Raw genomic sequence first — 17,520 nt, 5'->3', positions numbered from 1 at the left:
GCCGGGTGGGAACGTGCCGGGCCAAGACCCGGCCCGTCCGGCTGATCGGTGTCTCGGCCCGCTTGAGGCGCTTGTTGTATCACCGCAAGATGTTCGGGCGCCCTTCGCCGGATCCGTCACCTGCCGACACATCGGACTCGTTCAACTCGTGGTCCGGGAACGACCACATGACCCCGGTGCACCTCGCCGCCCCGCCGTTTCGGAACACTGGTGGCCACGCCCTGCCGCCGACCGCGCACGGGCCCGGCCGGACCGCGTCGTACACGGACCCCTCGCACCGTGTCCGCGCTGCTGGATGCCCCCACCCACTCGCTCGAACCGCGTTCCCACCACCGGCGGTGCGCCCCTCGGCTCGCCACCGCCCCCGGTCACGAAACCTCTTCCCCCGCCCGCGCGCCCCGTCCGGGCGGTGGCCGCTCGTGGTCCGCCCGCTCACACGAACACCTCTCCCGCCGCGGGTGCCGGTCCGGCCGCGACGGCGGCGTGCGCCTCGGCCAGGCGCCGGGCCGCGTCGGCGAGCACCTCGGGCGGGCGGGTGTAGGCCACGCGCACGAAGTGCTCCAGGGTCCCCTCGGCGCCGAACAGCGGTCCCGGGGCCACCCGGACGCCGTGCCGGCTCGCCGCGTCGGCCAGCGCGCCCGCGACCGGGCGCGGGAGCTTGACCCACAGCACCAGACCGCCCCGGGGAACGACGAACCGCCACTCCGGCAGCCACTCCCGCAGGCCCGCGGCCAGGGCGTCCCGCTGGGCCCGGAGCTCACGGGAACGCTCGGCGCGCACCCGGGCGATGTCGGAGAGCAGTTCGGCGGCGGCGAGCTGTTCCACCACCGGGGTGGCGAGGTCGAACCGCTGCCGCAACGCCGCCAACCGGGCCAGCATGGGCGGTGTGCCCCGAATCCATCCGATGCGCAGCCCGCCCCACATCAGCTTGGCCACCGAGCCGACCGTGAACACCCGGCCGTCGGTGTCGTGGGCGGCCATCGGCGGCGGCTGCGCCGGGGCGTCGATGGCGAGATCGGCCATGGACTCGTCCACGACGAGGGTGCTGCCGGCCCGCCGCGCCTCCGCCACGACGGTGGCGCGGTCCCGCTCGCCCATCAGGGCGGCGGTGGGATTGTGGAAGTCCGGAACCAGGTAGGCCACCCGTGGGCGCCACTGCCGGAAGCCGTCGGCGACGCACTCCATGTCCCAGCCGTCGGGGGCCACGCCGGTGGTGCGCAGCCGGGCGCCGCGGTTCCGGGCGGCGTCCAGGGCGTGCGGGTAGGTCGGCGACTCCACCAGCACCCCGTCGCCCGGCTGCACCAGCAGTTCCATGATCAGGGCGAGCGCCTGCTGGGCGCCGTTGGTGACCATGACCTGCTCCGGCGTGGTCGGCAGCCCGCGATCGGTGTAGCAGCGGGCGATGGCGTGCCGTAGCTCGGGGAGTCCGAGGACGCTGTACCCCGGGCCGCCGGTGTGCGCCGGGAGCCGCTCGGCGGCGGCCCGCACGGCCGCCTCCAGGCCGCCGACGGCGGCGGGCGCGGCCACCCCGAGGTCGATCCGCTCGCTGTCCGGTACGAACGCCGCGCGCCCGGAGGTGGCCTGCGGAAGCGCCGTCCAGCTGCCCGCCCCCTGACGGCTGTCCAGGTAGCCGTGCTCGCGCAGCCACGTGTAGGCCGCCGTCACGGTGTTGCGGCTCACGCCGAGCGCGGTGGCGAGGTCCCGTTCGGCCGGCAGCCGGGTGCGGGTGGCGATGCGGCCGTCCATGACGAGCGCGCTGACCGCGCGGCCGAGCGCGAGGTAGTACGGCCGCTCGTCGGCACCGACCTCGACCAGCCGGGCCAGGAGATGGCCATTGATCCGTCTTTCCCCGACCGCCATGGGTGCCACTTCCTTCGATTGGCTCTGTTCTCTGGCCGGACAACGGGCCAATACTACCGATCATGGCCCAGTTCCCCACTGATGGAAACCCGATGACCCGCATGCCGTCCCTCGTGTCCGCCGTACTGCGCCGGGCCTTCCTCACCCCGGTGCTCCCCGGCCCGCGCCCGCGCCGGGTCGTCCAGCTGCTCGTGGGGCTCTACCTGTACGGCCTGGGACTGGCCCTGCAGATCACCTCCGACCTCGGTGCCGCGGGGTGGGACGTGCTGCACCAGGGGCTGGCCCGCCAGACCGGGCTCTCCATCGGGGCGTGGAACATCCTGATCGGCGCCTTCGTCATGCTGCTGTGGATCCCGCTGCGGCAGCGCGCGGGGCTCGGCACCATCAGCAATGTCCTGCTGGTGGGGGTCTCCTTCGACGTCTCCCTGTGGTGGCTGCCCGAGGTCGACGGCCTGGCCGCACGGTGGCTCTGCCTGCTGCTGGGCATCGTGGTCACCGGGTTCGCCACCGGCTGCTACATCGGCGCCGAACTGGGTCCCGGGCCTCGCGACGGGCTGATGACCGGTCTGGTCGCCCGGGGGTACTCCCTGCGGGTGGTGCGCACCGGCATCGAGGTCGCCGTGGTGGTGGCCGGTTTCCTGCTCGGCGGCACGGTGGGGATCGGCACGCTGCTGTTCGCGCTCGCCATCGGCCAGCTCGCGCACGTGTTCCTGCCGCTGTTGCGCGTGCCCGCCCCCGCGCCCGCCCCCGCCGAGTAGGCCGGCGCCCTCCCGCCGGTACCCGTCCGGCGTGGCCCGGCCACACCTGCCCAGGTCCTGTCCGAAACCGGTCCGTCTCCGGCCGGCGCGACCGGAATTCCGGGCGGAATCCGGCCCTGAATACCGGTCCCGGCGGCGGATTCCGCCCACGGCGGAATGCCCCATGGTTCACAATTCGGGTGACACCCGGCGGTAGGTTCCGGCGGCCCGGTAGCGTGAGCGGCATACCGTGCCGTGGCCACCTGGCCTCGGCGGACAGTGACACGACGGTCACGCCGGCCGGGGCTGGTCCGGCCTGCACGGGAAAGCGTGATCCGGCGGCGGTCCAGTCATGTCCGAACAGCGCTCGGAATTGGATACGGTACGTCCGCGAGCAACGTGATCTTGGTTATTGGGGGTGTGAGCCGCGTGTCTACCTGGCTTGAGGACTACGCGCTGATCGGCGACATGCAGACCGCCGCTCTCGTGGGGCGGGACGGCTCGATCGACTGGATGTGCCTGCCCCACTTCGACTCCCCCGCCGCGTTCGCGGCCCTGCTGGGCGACGAGCAGAACGGCCACTGGTGGATCCGCCCGGCCGCTGGCGCTATCAGGGCGACCCGGCGGCGCTACCGCCCGGAGACCCTCATCCTGGAGAGCGAGTGGGACACCCCCGAGGGCACCGTGCGGCTGATCGACTTCATGCCGCCGCGTACCGGCGTCCCGCACGTGGTGCGCATCGTCGAGGGGGTCAGCGGCTCGGTGCGGATGAGCACCGCGCTGCGGCTGCGGTTCGACTACGGCAACGTGGTGCCGTGGATCCACCGCAGCGGCACCGAGGTGGTCGCCGTCGCCGGCCCGGACTCGGTGTGGCTGAGCTCGCCGGTGCCCATCGAGGGCCACAACTTCATGCACGACTCCACGTTCACGGTGAGCGCCGGGCAGCGGATCCCGTTCGTGATGACGTGGCACCCCTCGCACACCGAGGAGTCCGACCACCTCGACGCCGAGAAGGCGCTGTCGCGCACGGAGCGCTTCTGGCACGAGTGGGTCGAGAAGTGCACCTACGAGGGCGACTACCGCGACGCCGTGGTGCGCTCCCTCATCACCCTCAAGGCCCTCACCTACCGCCCCACGGGCGGTATCGTCGCCGCGCCGACCACCTCCCTGCCCGAGGACATCGGCGGGGTGCGCAACTGGGACTACCGGTACTGCTGGCTGCGCGACGCCACGATCACGCTTGAGGCACTGATGCGCAGCGGCTACACCGACGAGGCGCGCGCCTGGCGCGAGTGGCTGGTGCGCGCGGTGGCGGGCGAGCCGCAGCACATGCAGATCATGTACGGGGTGCGCGGCGAGCGCCGGCTCGCCGAGTGGGAGGCCGACTGGCTGCCCGGCTACGAGAGTTCCCGTCCGGTGCGCATCGGCAACGCCGCGGTCGGCCAGTATCAGCTCGACGTCTACGGCGAGGTCATGGACGCCCTCGACCTGGCCCGGCGGTCCGGCCTGCACAGCGGCGAGCACGTGTGGGGCCTGCAGCGCTCCCTGGTCAACTACCTGGAATGGTGCTGGGACGAGCCCGACGAGGGCCTGTGGGAGGTGCGCGGCCCCCGCCAGCACTTCGTGCACTCCAAGGTGATGGCCTGGGTGGCGGCCGACCGCGCGGTCCGGATGATCGAGGAGTTCGGCAAGGAGGGGCCGCTGGAGCGCTGGCGCGCGCTGCGCGACACCATCCACGCCGAGGTGTGCGAGTACGGCTACGACGCGCGCCGCAACACCTTCACCCAGTACTACGGCAGCCAGGAGCTCGACGCGGCCCTGCTGCTGATCCCCGAAGTGGGCTTCCTCCCCTACGACGACCCGCGCGTCGTCGGCACCATCGAGGCCATCCGCGAGGACCTGATGGTCGACGGTTTCGTGCTGCGGTACCGCACCGACCGCGACGACGTCGCCGACAAGCTGCCCGGCGACGAGGGCGCCTTCCTCGCCTGCAGCTTCTGGATGGCCAACGCGCTGCTGTCGATCGGCCGTGAGAAGGAGGCGCGCGACCTGTTCGAGCGGCTGCTCGCGCTGCGTAACGACCTCGGGCTGCTGGCGGAGGAGTACGACCCGCGGATCGGCCGCCAGGTCGGCAACTTCCCGCAGGCGTTCAGCCACGTCCCCCTGGTGACGACCGCCCTCAACCTCTCCCACCACGACGGCCACCGCCGCGGCGAGGTCGCCTGACCCCCACCCCCGCCCCATACGGACCCCCCGACGCCCCTCACCTCTGACGCACACCGCGCCTGCCCGCCCGCTCCCGGCCCCGCAATGCCGGGACCGCCAGTGCGGTCCCGGCGGAGCCCGCAGCCCGTGCCGCCCGCGGCACGGGCTGCGTGGTGATTGACCAGGGGTGATCTCCCCGCGAAACTGGACGATATTCCCCCGCTACCGATAGGCGGTCGCGGTTGATCACGTCCTTCAGCATCGAGACGAACCTCACCGATCTGACGTACCAGCACTGGCCGCAGCTCGTCTCACTCGCCATCGCCCTTGTGCTGTGCTCGCTGATCGGCCTGGAGCGCGAACTCCGCCAGAAGTCGGCCGGGCTGCGCACCCACACGCTCGTGGGTCTCGGCGCCGCGCTCTTCATGCTGACCAGCAAGTTCGGGTTCGGCGACGTCATCAACGACCACACGGTGGTGCTCGACCCCTCGCGGGTCGCCGCGCAGGTGGTCTCCGGGGTCGGCTTCATCGGGGGCGGCCTGATCTTCGTGCACCGGCACACCGTGCGGGGGATCACCACCGCCGCGATCGTGTGGGTCTCGGCCGCGGTCGGCATGGCCAGCGGGGCGGGCCTGTGGGTGCTGGCCGTGGTGGTCACCGCCACGCACTTCCTGGTGGTCTTCGGCTACCCGCCCGTCGTGAACTTCATGACCGGGCGGGTGCCCACCGCCGCGCAGTTGCGCCTGGTCTATCTCGACGGCCGCGGCGTGCTGCGCCGGGTGCTGTCGCTGGCCACCGAGCGGGGTTTCGCGGTGTACGAGGTGGCGACCAGCAGGGAACCGTCGCGGCGCGAGCCATCGGAGCGCGCCGAGGTGGATCTCTCGCTGCACCTGCGGGGCAGGGGCGACCTCACCGAACTCGCCGCCGCCCTCTCCGAGACCGAGGGGGTGCTGCGGGTGCACCTGGGCGGGGAGGACGCGGTGTGACCCGCGCCGCCCGCCGCTGGGCGGCGGCGCCCGGTGTCCGGAACCGGCCGGTTGCGCGGCCCGTGCAGCGGTTACGCTGCCCGGCGAAGGCGGAAGGGACCGACCCGACCGGCCGCGCAGCGGGAGGAGAGATGGTGGCGGATCGCGTGTTCGGCGGACGCTACCGGCTGCTGGAGGCGCTCGGCTCCGGCGGGATGAGCGAGGTCTGGAAGGGGGTCGACGAGCGGCTGGAGCGTCCCGTGGCGGTCAAGCTGGTCCGCCCGGACCCCGTGGACCGCCCCGACACCGTGGCCCGCTTCCACCGCGAGGCCCGCGTCACCGCGCTGCTGGCCGGGCACCCCAACATCGTCGTCCTGTACGACTACGGCACCCACGCGGAGTGGGTGTACGCGGTCATGGAACTGGTGGCCGGCCGCACGCTCACCGCCGAACTGCACGAGCGCGGGCCGCTGCCGGTCGCGCTCGCCGCGGCGTGGGGCGCCCAGATCTGCGCCGGATTGTCCGCGGCGCACGCGGCCGGCGTGGTGCACCGGGACGTCAAGCCGGGCAACCTGATGGTGGTGGATCGCGGCGTCGGCGCCGGCGCCCCCGCCGAGGGCGCGCTGAAGATGCTGGACTTCGGGATCGCCGGTTTCCGGGCGGCCGCGGTGCACAGTCGGCCGCGGTCGCGGACCGCCGACCTCATCGGCACCCCGCTGTACATGTCACCGGAGCAGATCCAGGGCCAGCCGGCCGGCGCGGCCGGTGACCTCTACTCGTTCGGGGCGATCCTGTACGAGATGCTGACCGGACGGCCGCCGTTCCGGGCCCCTGAGCCGCTGCCGGTCATGCGCATGCACCTGGTGGAGACGCCGCGCCCGCCCGAGCGCCTGCGCGACGGCATCCCGCCCGCGCTCTCCGCGCTCGTCGGGGAGCTGCTGGCCAAGTCGCCCGGCGAGCGGCCCGGCGACGCCGGAGAGGTCCGGGACCGGCTGCTGGCCTTCACCGAAGGGGCGCCGGCATCGGTGGCCGCGGCGGCGCGGCTCGCCCGCGTCCCGGCGGCGCGCGCGACCAGGCCGGCAGGGCAGCCGGCAGGGCAGCCGGCGAGCCCGGCCCGGCGGGCGGAGCTGCGGCGCCGGCTGGCCGACGCGGACCGGCGCGGCGCGGCCGGTGACCCGGAGACGGCGGTGCGCGAGATCGGCACGCTGATCCCGGACCTGGAGCGCTCGTTCGGCGCGGACCACGTGGCGACGCTCACCGCCCGGCGCCGGCACGCCTACCTGTCGAACAAGGCCGGCCGCCCCGTCGCGGCGGCCGACGCGTTCGCCCGTCTCGTCACCGACCTGGAACGCGTCTACGGCCCCCGGCACCCCGAGACCCTCACCGCGCGGCACTACCTGGCGACCGCCACCGGCCACGCCGGGTACTACGAGCGGGCGGCCCGGATCCACGCCGAGCTGATTCCGGACCTGGTGGCGGTGCACGGCGCGGACTCGGCGCGGGTGCTGATCAGCCGGCTGCACGAGGCGGTGGCCGTCGGCGAGTCCGGCGCCTTCCGGCAGGCGGCGGACCTGCTGGACGACCTCGTCCCGCGCCTGGAGCGGGTGGTGGGCCGGGATGCGGCCGACACGTTCACCGCGCGGCACTACCGGGCCGACTACGCGGGCCGCGCGGGCGACGCGGCCACGGCGGCCCGGCTGTACGACGCGCTGCTGGCCGACCACGCCCGGGCCAGGGGCGCCGACCACCCGCGCACGGCGCGGCTGCGCGCCCGGCTCGACCGGTGGCGCCAAAGCGCGCGGGCCGGTCTTTCGGGGTCAGAGGGACAGCACGCGTAGCGCGAGCGCGGCGCCCGCGACGATCAGCAGCACCAGCGCGCCCGGGGTGCCCTTGTAGTCGCGGACCCGCAGGTGGGCGACGATCGCGCCGACGAAGTACAGCACGACCCCCACCGCGGCGGCGATGCCCAGTGGCGGGTAGCCGAGTCCCGCGAGCAGGCCGAGCGCCCCGGCGATCTCGCAGCCGGCGAGGAAGGGCATCAAGCCGGCCGCGCCGACCGTCGTCATGTTCTGGACGATGACCGGATTACGGGTGAGCTTGCCGATGGCCGAGAAGACCAGCGCGAGGGCGAGCAGGACGCCGACGGCGGCGTAGGCGACGAACACGGGGGCTCCAGGTGATCGGGCGGCCGAGCATCGTGGAGAGTAGCAGATGATTGACCATCTTCAACCATCTCGGGATGTCAATCGTCCGTCGACTGTTAGGATCGGCCGGTGTTCGTGAACCGTCCTGGACTGGCGCTGGCCTTCTCGGGCCAGATCGCGCACGCGCGGATCAGGAAGGCCCTGGCCGGGCACGGCCTGCGCACCGGGCACGGCAACGTCCTCCTGCTGCTGGCCGAGCGGGGCCCCACGAGCCAGCAGTCCCTCGCCGAGACCATCGGCGTCGACCCCAGCGTGCTGGTGGCGATACTCAACGACCTTGAGGGCGACGGCCTGGCCGAGCGCCGCCGCGACCCGGCCGACCGGCGGCGGCACATCGTCGGGATATCGGCCGACGGCCGCCGCCTGGCCGCCGACCTGCACGGCGCCCTCGCCGACGTCGAGGCGGACCTGTTCGCCGACCTCGCCCCAGGCGAGGTGGCCGACCTGCAGCGCCTGCTCGGCAGAGTCCGGGCCGACGGCGGCGGCACCGGCGCCTGCGCCGGCGACTAGCCGTGCCCGCGCGACCGCCGGACGCGGCCCACCGGCCGTACCCCGGCCACCGCCGATACCGCTACGTGGGCCCCGAGGAGCTGCGCGCCGCGGTCCGCCCGGGCGCGGCCGGCCGGGCGATCCGCACCGCCGGTGACCTCGACGGCTGGGCCGCCGAGCGGACGGCGGAGCTCGCCGAACCCGTGACCTTCGTGGTGGACCCGCAGGGGACGTTGCGGGTGGCGCCGCGCCGCAGCGAACACGTCGCCTGCGCCGGCGGCGGACAGGTGCTCAGCGCCGGGGAGATGCGGTTCGCGCGGGTGGCCGGCCGCTGGACGGTCGCGGAGGTCAGCAACCAGTCGACCGGCTACTGCCCGGATCCGGCCTCGTGGCCGGCCGTGGCGGCGGCCCTGGACCGCGCCGGGATCGGCCGCCCCGCCGGGTTCACGCACGTGGTGGTGTTCCGGCGCTGTGCGGAGTGTCAGGAGCGCGCCATCGTCCACGACGGCGACTTCGTGTGCGTCTTCTGCGGCGGCGCGCTGCCCGTGGCGTGGAACGTGGATCCGGAGCCGCCGGACGGCCCGTGAGCCGCACCGCTGCCGGGACGCTCGCGCGGGCGGCGACTTCGATGGCGAATCCGGCGGGAAGGCCCGACGGCATCGGGGATTCCGTCATATATGTCGCCGTCCGCCGATAGTGTGCTGACCATGTCGGAACGACCGTTGAACGAGATCATGGACGACGGCTGGGCCAAGGCACTGGAGCCGGTGTCCGGGCGGATCAGCGAGATGGGCAAATTCCTGCGCGCCGAGGTGGCGGCGGGCCGGACCTACCTGCCCGCCGGGGAGAACGTGCTGCGCGCCTTCCAGCAGCCGTTCGACGACGTGCGGGTGCTGCTCGTCGGCCAGGACCCCTACCCGACCCCCGGGCACGCCGTGGGGCTCAGCTTCTCCGTGGCGCCCGAGATCAGCCTGCCGGGCAGCCTGCGCAACATCTACCGTGAGTACACCGAGGACCTCGGCCTGCCCATGCCGAGCAACGGTGACCTCACCCCGTGGACGGAGCGCGGTGTGCTGCTGCTCAACCGGGTCCTGACGGTCATGCCGCGCAAGCCGGGCTCGCACCGGGGGAAGGGCTGGGAGGAGGTCACCGAGCAGGCCATCCGCGCGCTGGCGGAGCGCGGCAAGCCCATGGTGGCGATCCTGTGGGGCCGCGACGCCCGCAACACCCGGCCGCTGATGCCGGGGGTGCCGTGCGTGGAGTCCACCCACCCGAGCCCGATGTCGGCGCACAACGGCTTCTTCGGCTCCCGGCCGTTCAGCCGCGCCAACGCGCTGCTGGAACAGCAGGGCGCCGAACCGGTCGACTGGCGCCTCCCGTAGGTCCTCGTCACGAAGGGCGCACCGTCCGGCCGGTGCGCCCTTCGTGACGTCCCGCGGCGAGCGTGGATTCGCCGGAGGGCGGTGGGGTCAGTCGCGCGGGTCGCCCGCGCGGGCGAGTTCGTCGTCTCCGCGTTCGATGCAGAACTCGTTGCCCTCCGGGTCGGCCAGCACCACCCAGCCGCGGCCGTCCGGCGTGCGGAAGTCGGCGAGGAAGGTGGCGCCGAGGCCCAGCAGCCGCTGGTACTCCTCGTCGCGCAGCGCCTTCCCCTGCGGGCCCAGGTCGAAGTGGATCCGGTTCTTCACCACCTTGTTCTCCGGCACCCGCAGGAACAGCAGACCCGGCTGCCCCTCGGGCGTCTCGATCAGCGCCTCCTCGTCCCCGGGCTTGCTGTCGGGGTGCAGGGACGCACCGATCACCTCGGCCCAGAACTCGGCGAGCGCGTAGGGGTCGGCGCAGTCGATGGTGATGTTGCGGATGGGCGATGGCATCCCGGGTCTCCTCCTGGGTGGTGCGGGTCGGGCGAGTCTGGGCTGAGGGGCGGACACCGACCGAGGACTCTGTGCCCGGGACGGAGCCGGGAGAACCATCACGCTATGTGGACATGACGGGTTCGGCCCGACGCGGGGCCGCGCGGGCTCAGGCGCCGGCGGGCGGGATCGGGAAGTTGTTCCGGAAGACGTTGCCGGGGTCGTAGGCGGCCTTGACCCGGCGCAGCCGCTCCAGCGTCGGCCCGGGGAACGCCCGGGTGAGGGCGGCGGCGTGATCGTGCGTCTCGAAGCTCAGGTACAGGGCGGCATCGCCGAACGCGGCCCAGGTCTCCTCGGCGTGCGCCCGGCGGCTCTCCCGGATCAGGGCGGTCAGCGAGAAGTTCTGGGTGCGATGCGCGTAGGCGGTGGCGTCGGCCGGGGTGTCGTTGACGGCGCCGCCGACCGAGCGGACCTGGAGCAGGGTGACGTCGCCGTCGGCCACGAGACGTGCAGCGGTGGCCGCGTTCGGCTCGTCGAGGTGGGCGAGCAGCGCGGACCGGCCGCGCATCCGGGCCTGCCCGTGGTGAACGTCGCTGGTGGGGGCCATGAGCGCGGCGTAGCGAGTGAGCCGCGCCTGCTGGCCGAGCACCGGGGAGATCTCCAGGAACGGTTGCAGCGCCGCGGTCGCGGCGTCGGTGTCGCCGCCGGCCCACACCGCGTAGGTCTGCGCCAGGATCTCGCCCTGGCGGCGCACGATCGACAGGAAGGCGGTGAGTTCGCGGGGGCCGTCCGCGGCCAGCCGCCCCCACGCGCGCAGGAACCCGGCGGTGTCGGAGGCGTCGTGCAGGAAGACGGCGAACACCACGTCGCCGACCTCGGCGGCCTCGATGTCCAGCGAGGTGACCACCCCCATGTTGCCGCCCGCGCCGCGCAGCGCCCAGAACAGGTCGGGGTGGTGTCCGGCGTCGGCGCGCACGGTTCTTCCGTCGGCGAGCACGACTTCGGCGCCCACCACGTGGTCCAGGGTCAGGCCGTAGCCGCGCGCGAGGAAGCCCTGCCCGCCGGCCGTGGCGAGCCCGCCGACGCCGACGCCGGGGTGGTCGCCGGAACTGATGGCCAGGCCGTGCGGGTCGAGAGCCTGCGCCACCTCGCCCCAGCGGGCGCCGGCGCCGACCCGCACGATGCGGCGGTCGCGGTCCAGGAGTTCGACGCGGTTCATCCCACGGAGGTCGATCACGATCCCGCCGTCGTTGGTGGATCGGCCGCTGATGCCGTGGCCGCCGCTGCGCACGGCGAGCGGTACGTCCTGGGACCGGGCGAAGGCGAGGGCGTCGGCCACCTGGGGCGCGGTGGCGGGGCGCAGGACCAGGCCCGGCCGGCCGGTCCAGACGTAGGTGGACCGCAGTCCCTCGTACTCGCGGTCGCCGGGCTCGACGGCACGCTCGGCGAGAGAGGGCGGCACCGCGTCGTAGTCGATGCCGTCCCGGCGGCGGGCGAGCGCGGCGGCCGGCCGGACCCGGCCGGTCGGCGTCGCGGCGCCGCGGCGTTCGGCGGCGACCGCCTCGCGCAGCGCGGGGGCGACCTCCTGGCCGAAGGTCGCGATGACGGTGGGATCGTCGGAGCCGAGGATGAAGGTGCTGACGCCGTCGGCCAGCACCAAGGGCAGCAGGGTCTCCACCCATTGCCCGGGCGGGCCCTGGAGGAACGCGTCGCCGCTCTGGAAGCTCCCCTGGATGTTGAGCAGCCGCCGGATCTCCCGAGGGTCGCGGCCGGCGGTCTGCGCCGCCTCATCGATGATCTTGTTGCCGTCGCTCAGGTCGGCCGGACGCAGGTAGCCGAGGCTGGGCAGCCAGCCGTCGCCCTTGCGGCCGATGAGGCGCAGCATGCGCGGCTTGTAGGCCCCGAGCCAGATGGGCACGTCGTGCGCGGGCGCCGGGCCGCGCTTGGCGCCGTTGACGGTGTAGTGGTCGCCCTTCACCCGCACGCCGCCGCGTTCGTCGGCGGCCCAGATGGCGCGGATGACGTCGATGGCCTCGCTGAGCGCGTCGACCGCCGCGCCGGGTGTCAGGCGGCGGCCGCCCATGGCCTCGACGGCGTCCCAGAACGCGCCCGCCCCCAGCGCGAGGTCGACCCGCCCGCCGGAGAGCAGATCGAGGCTGGCGACCGACCGGGCCAGTACCGCCGGGGGCCGCAGCGGCAGGTTGAGCACGTTGCCGGACAGGTGGATGCGCTCGGTGCGGGCGGCCACCCAGCTCAACAGCGTCCAGGTGTCCAGGAAGGCGTTCTGGTACGGGTGGTCCTGGAACGTGACGAGGTCCAGTCCGGCCCGTTCGGAGAGCAGGGCGAGATCGACCACGGCCTCGGGCGAGCGGTTCTGTGGAGTCAGGAACGACCCAAACCTCAGGTCGTGACCGTAGTCGGCCATCATTAACCTCCCACACTTGGTTGACGGATCAACCTTAGCGAGACTGGATGACATGTCAACCGCCGCCCGGTAGCGTGGCCCCATGACCCCGCAGCCACCCGCCGATCCGTCGCGGGAAGCCGGTCTGGCCGTCTGGCGGACCTACAGCGCCGTCCACGCCTCGCTCGCCGGCCACCTCGCCCGCGAACTGTCGCGAGCCACCGGCTACTCCGAAGCCGACTTCCAGGTCTTCGACGCGCTCCTCGACGCCCCGGCGACGCGCATGCGGGTCCTCGACCTGCGCTGGAAGCTGCAGTGGGAGAAGAGCCGGCTCTCCCACCACCTCGCCCGCATGTGCGACCGCGGCCTGGTACGGCGCGAGACCTGCGCCACCGACGCCCGGGGCTGGGACGTCCTGCTCACCCCCGCCGGGCGCGAGGCCGCCGAGCACGCCCGGCGGGTACGTGAGTCGTCCGTCCGGCGCCTCGTCCTCGACACCCTGGGCCCCGACCTGCTCGACCGCCTCTCCGAGGCCGCCGGTCTCCTCGCCGAACGCCTGGAGCGCGCGGCCGACGAGGACCCGGAATGCCGTGCGGCGCGGCCGGAGCCCGCGGAGCGGCCGAACGGGCGCGCGGCTCAGTCGGCCCCGGCGGCGTCCCCGGCGCAGCCGGGGTAGCGGTCGCCCACCTGGCAGCGGTCGTACACCGCCTCCTCGACGGACCGCCAGCCGGAGTCGTCCCGCCACCAGCCGTTATCGCTCGCATCGTGCAGCAGCAGCGACCAGCTCTCGGGGTGGTGGGTGGTGGAGGTGGAGCACTGGGTCTGGCCGGTGGCCGTCGTGGTGCAGCTCGTGGACTGGCTGGTGTGTTCCGGCGAGTATTCGCGCTCCACCACGACACCGCGCTCCGGCGCGGTCAGGGTGTCGGCCACCTGGACCGCGACGAGGCCGAACACTCCGACGATCGCGCCGGTGACCAGCCGGTCCGTCGCGTCGGCGAGATCGTCCACGATGTACCAGACGAGCAGCCCGACGGCGGCGGCCACCGCCACCCCGCAGCCGACCCACGGGTCCCCGCCCGCCCGGCCCGCGAGCAGGGCGGGCACGGCGCCGAGCGCCAGCCCGAACAGCTCCGCCACGGCGCTCCACGCACGGCGCCCTCTCCACCGCCACTGCCGGAGGCTCCTCGGCCGCACACCCGGCTCCCCGCTGCCACGCCGCACCGCCGCCTCCCCTCCGTGCGGGCGAGCCGGGCTCCGGGACGGCCCGCGCGCAGGCGTGCCGGGACGGCCTCTCTCCCGGACGGGCGGCCCACCGGTACCGCCATTGTGCGCCCGCGCCACGCCGTCACCCCGGGGTTGGCACATTCCGGCCATCGCACCGCCGGAGCCGCGGGTGATCTCCGGATCGCGCGGGGTGTACCTTCGGGTGCGCGACGGCGGCACCGCTGCGAGGCCGGTGCCGCCGCGCCTCCCGCTGCCCGGCGCTTGGAAAGGCCCTCCTCCCCCATGGCGAAACCGCTGAGCTACGCCGACGCCCTGCGGGTCCTCGGGAAGGACGACGGACGGATCACCGGATGGGCGGAGGCGCTGGCGGGCGCGGCGGGCGACCTCAGCGGCCTGCCGGGCCTCGGCGCGCTCGGCGAGCAGGTGGTGTCGCAGGGGACGGACGCCGTCCGCGGGATCCGGGACCGGATCACCGGGGTCAGCCGCCTGGACCGCACCCAGCGGATCGAGGCCGCGCACGCGGTCATCATGATCGTCAGCTTCTTCGAGGCTCTCGAAGAGGAACTGGAGAAGGAGAATCCCGGCTTCCGGTTCCGGGATCTCCAGTTCACCCGCGAGGAGCAGGTGGCGCTGGCCACCGGAGGGCCGGTCCGGGACGGCTACGCCGGAGTGATCTCCTCCCTCGCCGAATTCCCGTTGTCGCCGCCCAAACCCGGAGCCGACAACCCCGCCGACATTCTCCGGGCCTTCGTGCTCCTCGCCGAGATCACCGAGGAATTCGTGACCGGCCTCGCCGACGCTCCCGCGTGGCCCGGCAGCCGCGGCCACGCCACGCCGGGCAGCCGGCGACTGGCGGAACTCGCGCTGGCCAAGTACGAGGCGCGCTACCTCTCCCTCATGGCCGATGTACCGGAATTCGCCGCCTGGGCGACCGTGTCCGCGCAGCGAGCCGTCCGGTGGGAGATCCACGAGGAGGCCGCCGCCCGCCAGCGGCAGTGGGCGGAACTCACCACCGGCCTGGCGAGCCTGGGCGAGCAGTTGCAGGCCATGTCCAGCGGGAGCCCGGTGGACCGGCTGCGGGCCGACCTCGCCGCCCGGCACCGGGCCGTGCTCGGGCACCGGATCCTGGCCACGGCCGAAGTGCCTCCCGGTTTCACGCTTCCGTCGCTGGGCGAGGCGTACCTGAATCCGCACGGGCGCGTGGCGACGGTGCAGCCCGACTCGCTCGTCGCCACCGACGAGTGGTGGGAACAGCATCCCGTGCTCGACGACCTACAGCCCGCGCTCGTCGGGCTGCTCACCTCGCTGCGGGCGACCCGGTTCCCCATCGTGATCCTCGGCCACCCCGGTGCCGGAAAGTCCATCCTGACCCAGGTGCTGGCCGCCCGGCTGCCGGCCGAGGACTTCCTGCCGATCCGGGTCGAGCTGCGTTCGGTGCCCGCCGACGCCCCCATCCAGGACCAGATCGAGCGCGGTATCCGCGCCGCCATCGGCGATCGGGTGTCCTGGCCGGAGCTGGCCCGCTCGGCCAACGGCGCACTGCCCGTCGTCATGCTGGACGGGTTCGACGAACTCCTTCAGGCGACCGGGGTGAACCGGTCCGATTACCTGGAACACGTGCGCGAGTTCCAGGAGCGCGAGGCGGAACTCGGCCGTCCGGTCGCCGTCATCGTGACGAGCCGCACCGTCGTCGCCGATCGGACGCGTTTCCCGGACCACACGCCCGTCATCCGGCTGGAGCCGCTGAGCGAAGGCCAGATCGGCCGGCTGCTCGGCATCTGGAACGCGGGGAACTCCGGCATGCTGCGCAGCCGGGGTCTCCGGCCGCTCACCCGCGACCACGTGCTCCAGTACCGGGAACTGGCCGAGCAGCCGCTGCTGCTGGTCATGCTGCTGATCTTCGACGCCGCCGACAACGCCCTGCAGCGGCGGGGGACGGACCTCGGACGCGCGGAGCTGTACGAACGGCTCCTCACCGGATTCGCCGAGCGCGAGGTCCGCAAGCACGCGTCGTACCTGTCGCCCAACGCTCTGGACCAGGCCATCGCCGACGAACTGCGCGGTCTGCAGGTCGTGGCGATGGCCATGTTCGCCCGTCACAAACAGACCGTCACCGCGGAGGAGTTGGAGGCGGACCTCAAGAAGCTGCTGCCGAACAGCGGTGTGCGAGCGCAGCGGGACGGCTTCCAGGGAGCGATCAGCGACGCCGACCAGCTGCTCGCCCGGTTCTTCTTCACGCACGAGTCCCAGGCGGTGCAAGGCACTCGACAGCGCAGCACGTACGAGTTCCTGCACGCCACCTTCGGCGAGTACCTGACCGCCCGTATGGTGACCGGTGTTCTGGACGACCTGGTCGAGGACCGCCGGCGGGCGGCCCGCCGACGCTACGCCGCGCCGCCCGACGACGGCCTGTTCTATGCCCTGACCTCGTTCGCGGCGCTCGCCGGCCGGGACGCGGTCGTGGAGTTCACCGACGACCTGCTGACGCAGCACTTCACTGAGCACCCCGAGGAGCGCGCGGAGTACCGCGCACTGCTCATCGAGCTGTTCCAGGCCGCCCTGTACCCCAACCCGGAGCGTTCCTACAGCGGGTACCAGCCGCACCGCATGCCGATCACGCAGCGGGTGGCGGTGCACACCGCCAATCTCGCCACCCTGCTGGCACTGATCGCGCCGGAAGGGGTCGACATCGCCGAGCTCTACCCGAACTCGGCGCAGCCCTGGCAGGAATGGCGCGGAACCGCCGGTCTATGGCGCGCGATGCACGGGGACGACTGGCACGGCTTCCTCAGCACCGTGCGTATTCGGCACCAGGGGTACTGGGACGGCCCCGGACGCAGCGTCATCACCCGGGAGCGGCGCACCCCGGTCAACGTCGGGGAGTGCGTCGGGTTCGAGCTGTACTCGGGTTACTCCGGCACCCGTCACGAACTCGCCATCACCAACCCTTACGACATCACCGTTCCGGCCGAGGGCGTCACGTCCGGACTCCTGCGCTCGATGGCGATGCGCGCGCACGGTGCGGTGGCGCGCACCGTGCTCATGCTCGGCCCTTACCTCCGGCACGTGAGCACGGACCTGATGCGCTGGCGGTTCGACACTGTCCAGGGGACCTCGTGGACGCTCGCGCACGACGTCTTGGAGCTCCGGCTGGCGGACGCCCACGCGCGGCCGGACGAACGGCTGGACCGCTTCCGCCGTCTGCTGGACGTCGAGACGCTCAGCCGGATACAGCTGCTCGCCCTGCGCCAGGCCGCCGAGGATCTGGCCGCCGTGGGGACGGACGGCAGCTACGGGAAGGCGCTGCGCGATCTCGTCCTCGACCATCTGTCCGGGATCAGGGCGCTCGCGATCCCGTCCGAACACCAGGTCGTCTCCGTTCTGGCAGCCCTTCGCCCGCATATCGAGGCGCCCGAAAAACTGGATCGTGTCAACGGTCTCCCGTCCGTTAATCCACCGCGCATTTCCACCGAATCGACCACGGAATCCGCGTATCCCCGTCCTGACCTGCACCAGTCCGGCCATTACGGCACCAGCGCCGGCTGAATCCCCGCCCACCCGGAATTCCCCACCATCCCCCAA

The 17,520-nt window shown here is 73.2% G+C and carries 14 protein-coding genes; 9 read left to right on the top strand and 5 right to left on the bottom strand.

Annotation, left to right across the window (positions count from 1 at the left end; translation table 11 throughout):
• Nucleotides 1-432: 432 nt before the first annotated feature.
• Nucleotides 433-1,860, bottom strand: coding sequence for a MocR-like transcription factor YczR (gene yczR / locus ACFQRF_RS12140; RefSeq protein ID WP_379871150.1), 1,428 nt, complete (start codon nt 1,858-1,860; stop codon nt 433-435).
• A 92-nt stretch (nt 1,861-1,952) separates the two neighbouring features.
• Here yczR and yczE point away from each other — a divergent pair, with 92 nt between their 5' ends.
• From yczE to ACFQRF_RS12120, 4 genes are all read left to right on the top strand, one after another.
• Nucleotides 1,953-2,618, top strand: coding sequence for a membrane protein YczE (yczE, locus tag ACFQRF_RS12135; RefSeq protein ID WP_379871390.1), 666 nt, complete (start codon nt 1,953-1,955; stop codon nt 2,616-2,618).
• A gap of 408 nt (nt 2,619-3,026) precedes the next feature.
• A complete protein-coding gene (locus ACFQRF_RS12130; protein ID WP_379871149.1) occupies nt 3,027-4,823 on the top strand; it encodes a glycoside hydrolase family 15 protein in 1,797 nt (598 codons plus the stop codon).
• Between the two features lie 221 nt (nt 4,824-5,044).
• Nucleotides 5,045-5,788: an MgtC/SapB family protein gene (locus tag ACFQRF_RS12125; RefSeq protein ID WP_379871148.1), complete on the top strand. Its 744-nt coding sequence runs from the start codon at nt 5,045-5,047 to the stop codon at nt 5,786-5,788.
• Nucleotides 5,789-5,919: 131 nt separating this feature from the next.
• Nucleotides 5,920-7,605 carry a serine/threonine-protein kinase gene (locus tag ACFQRF_RS12120; protein WP_379871147.1) on the top strand — a complete coding sequence of 562 codons (1,686 nt, stop codon included), beginning with the start codon at nt 5,920-5,922 and terminating at the stop codon, nt 7,603-7,605.
• On the opposite strand, the gene ACFQRF_RS12115 is transcribed toward ACFQRF_RS12120, so the two are convergent.
• Nucleotides 7,585-7,932 carry a DoxX family protein gene (locus ACFQRF_RS12115; RefSeq protein ID WP_379871146.1) on the bottom strand — a complete coding sequence of 116 codons (348 nt, stop codon included), beginning with the start codon at nt 7,930-7,932 and terminating at the stop codon, nt 7,585-7,587. The genes ACFQRF_RS12120 and ACFQRF_RS12115 overlap by 21 nt on opposite strands.
• Before the next feature lie 108 nt (nt 7,933-8,040).
• On the opposite strand from ACFQRF_RS12115, the gene ACFQRF_RS12110 reads away from it, so the two are divergent.
• From ACFQRF_RS12110 to ACFQRF_RS12100, 3 genes are all read left to right on the top strand, one after another.
• Nucleotides 8,041-8,481 carry a MarR family winged helix-turn-helix transcriptional regulator gene (locus tag ACFQRF_RS12110; protein ID WP_379871145.1) on the top strand — a complete coding sequence of 147 codons (441 nt, stop codon included), beginning with the start codon at nt 8,041-8,043 and terminating at the stop codon, nt 8,479-8,481.
• Between the two features lie 2 nt (nt 8,482-8,483).
• Complete coding sequence (locus ACFQRF_RS12105) at nt 8,484-9,047, top strand: hypothetical protein (RefSeq protein WP_379871144.1); 564 nt, start codon at nt 8,484-8,486, stop codon at nt 9,045-9,047.
• Nucleotides 9,048-9,167: 120 nt separating this feature from the next.
• Nucleotides 9,168-9,842, top strand: a complete 675-nt coding sequence (locus ACFQRF_RS12100) for a uracil-DNA glycosylase (RefSeq protein WP_379871143.1) — start codon at nt 9,168-9,170, stop codon at nt 9,840-9,842.
• Nucleotides 9,843-9,929: 87 nt separating this feature from the next.
• On the opposite strand, the gene ACFQRF_RS12095 is transcribed toward ACFQRF_RS12100, so the two are convergent.
• Both ACFQRF_RS12095 and ACFQRF_RS12090 read right to left on the bottom strand, forming a co-directional pair.
• Nucleotides 9,930-10,331: a VOC family protein gene (locus ACFQRF_RS12095; RefSeq protein WP_379871142.1), complete on the bottom strand. Its 402-nt coding sequence runs from the start codon at nt 10,329-10,331 to the stop codon at nt 9,930-9,932.
• 148 nt (nt 10,332-10,479) lie between these two features.
• Nucleotides 10,480-12,735, bottom strand: a complete 2,256-nt coding sequence (locus ACFQRF_RS12090; protein WP_379871141.1) for an LLM class flavin-dependent oxidoreductase — start codon at nt 12,733-12,735, stop codon at nt 10,480-10,482.
• A gap of 82 nt (nt 12,736-12,817) precedes the next feature.
• Between ACFQRF_RS12090 and ACFQRF_RS12085 the strand changes: the two genes are divergently transcribed.
• A complete protein-coding gene (locus tag ACFQRF_RS12085; protein WP_379871140.1) occupies nt 12,818-13,390 on the top strand; it encodes a MarR family winged helix-turn-helix transcriptional regulator in 573 nt (190 codons plus the stop codon).
• Here ACFQRF_RS12085 and ACFQRF_RS12080 read toward each other — a convergent pair.
• The gene (locus ACFQRF_RS12080; RefSeq protein WP_379871139.1) at nt 13,351-13,851 is read right to left on the bottom strand and encodes a hypothetical protein; all 501 of its coding nucleotides are present in this window, start codon (nt 13,849-13,851) and stop codon (nt 13,351-13,353) included. The two genes, ACFQRF_RS12085 and ACFQRF_RS12080, sit on opposite strands and share 40 nt — an antisense overlap.
• 369 nt (nt 13,852-14,220) lie before the next feature.
• Here ACFQRF_RS12080 and ACFQRF_RS12075 point away from each other — a divergent pair, with 369 nt between their 5' ends.
• Nucleotides 14,221-17,484 carry an NACHT domain-containing protein gene (locus ACFQRF_RS12075; protein WP_379871138.1) on the top strand — a complete coding sequence of 1,088 codons (3,264 nt, stop codon included), beginning with the start codon at nt 14,221-14,223 and terminating at the stop codon, nt 17,482-17,484.
• Nucleotides 17,485-17,520: the final 36 nt, after the last annotated feature.

It is taken from the genome of Marinactinospora rubrisoli (assembly GCF_042664915.1).
Classification (GTDB): Bacteria; Actinomycetota; Actinomycetes; order Streptosporangiales; family Streptosporangiaceae; genus Marinitenerispora; species Marinitenerispora rubrisoli.
Note: the sequence above shows the minus strand (reverse complement) of the source record. Positions and strands in the feature narration are given on the sequence as shown.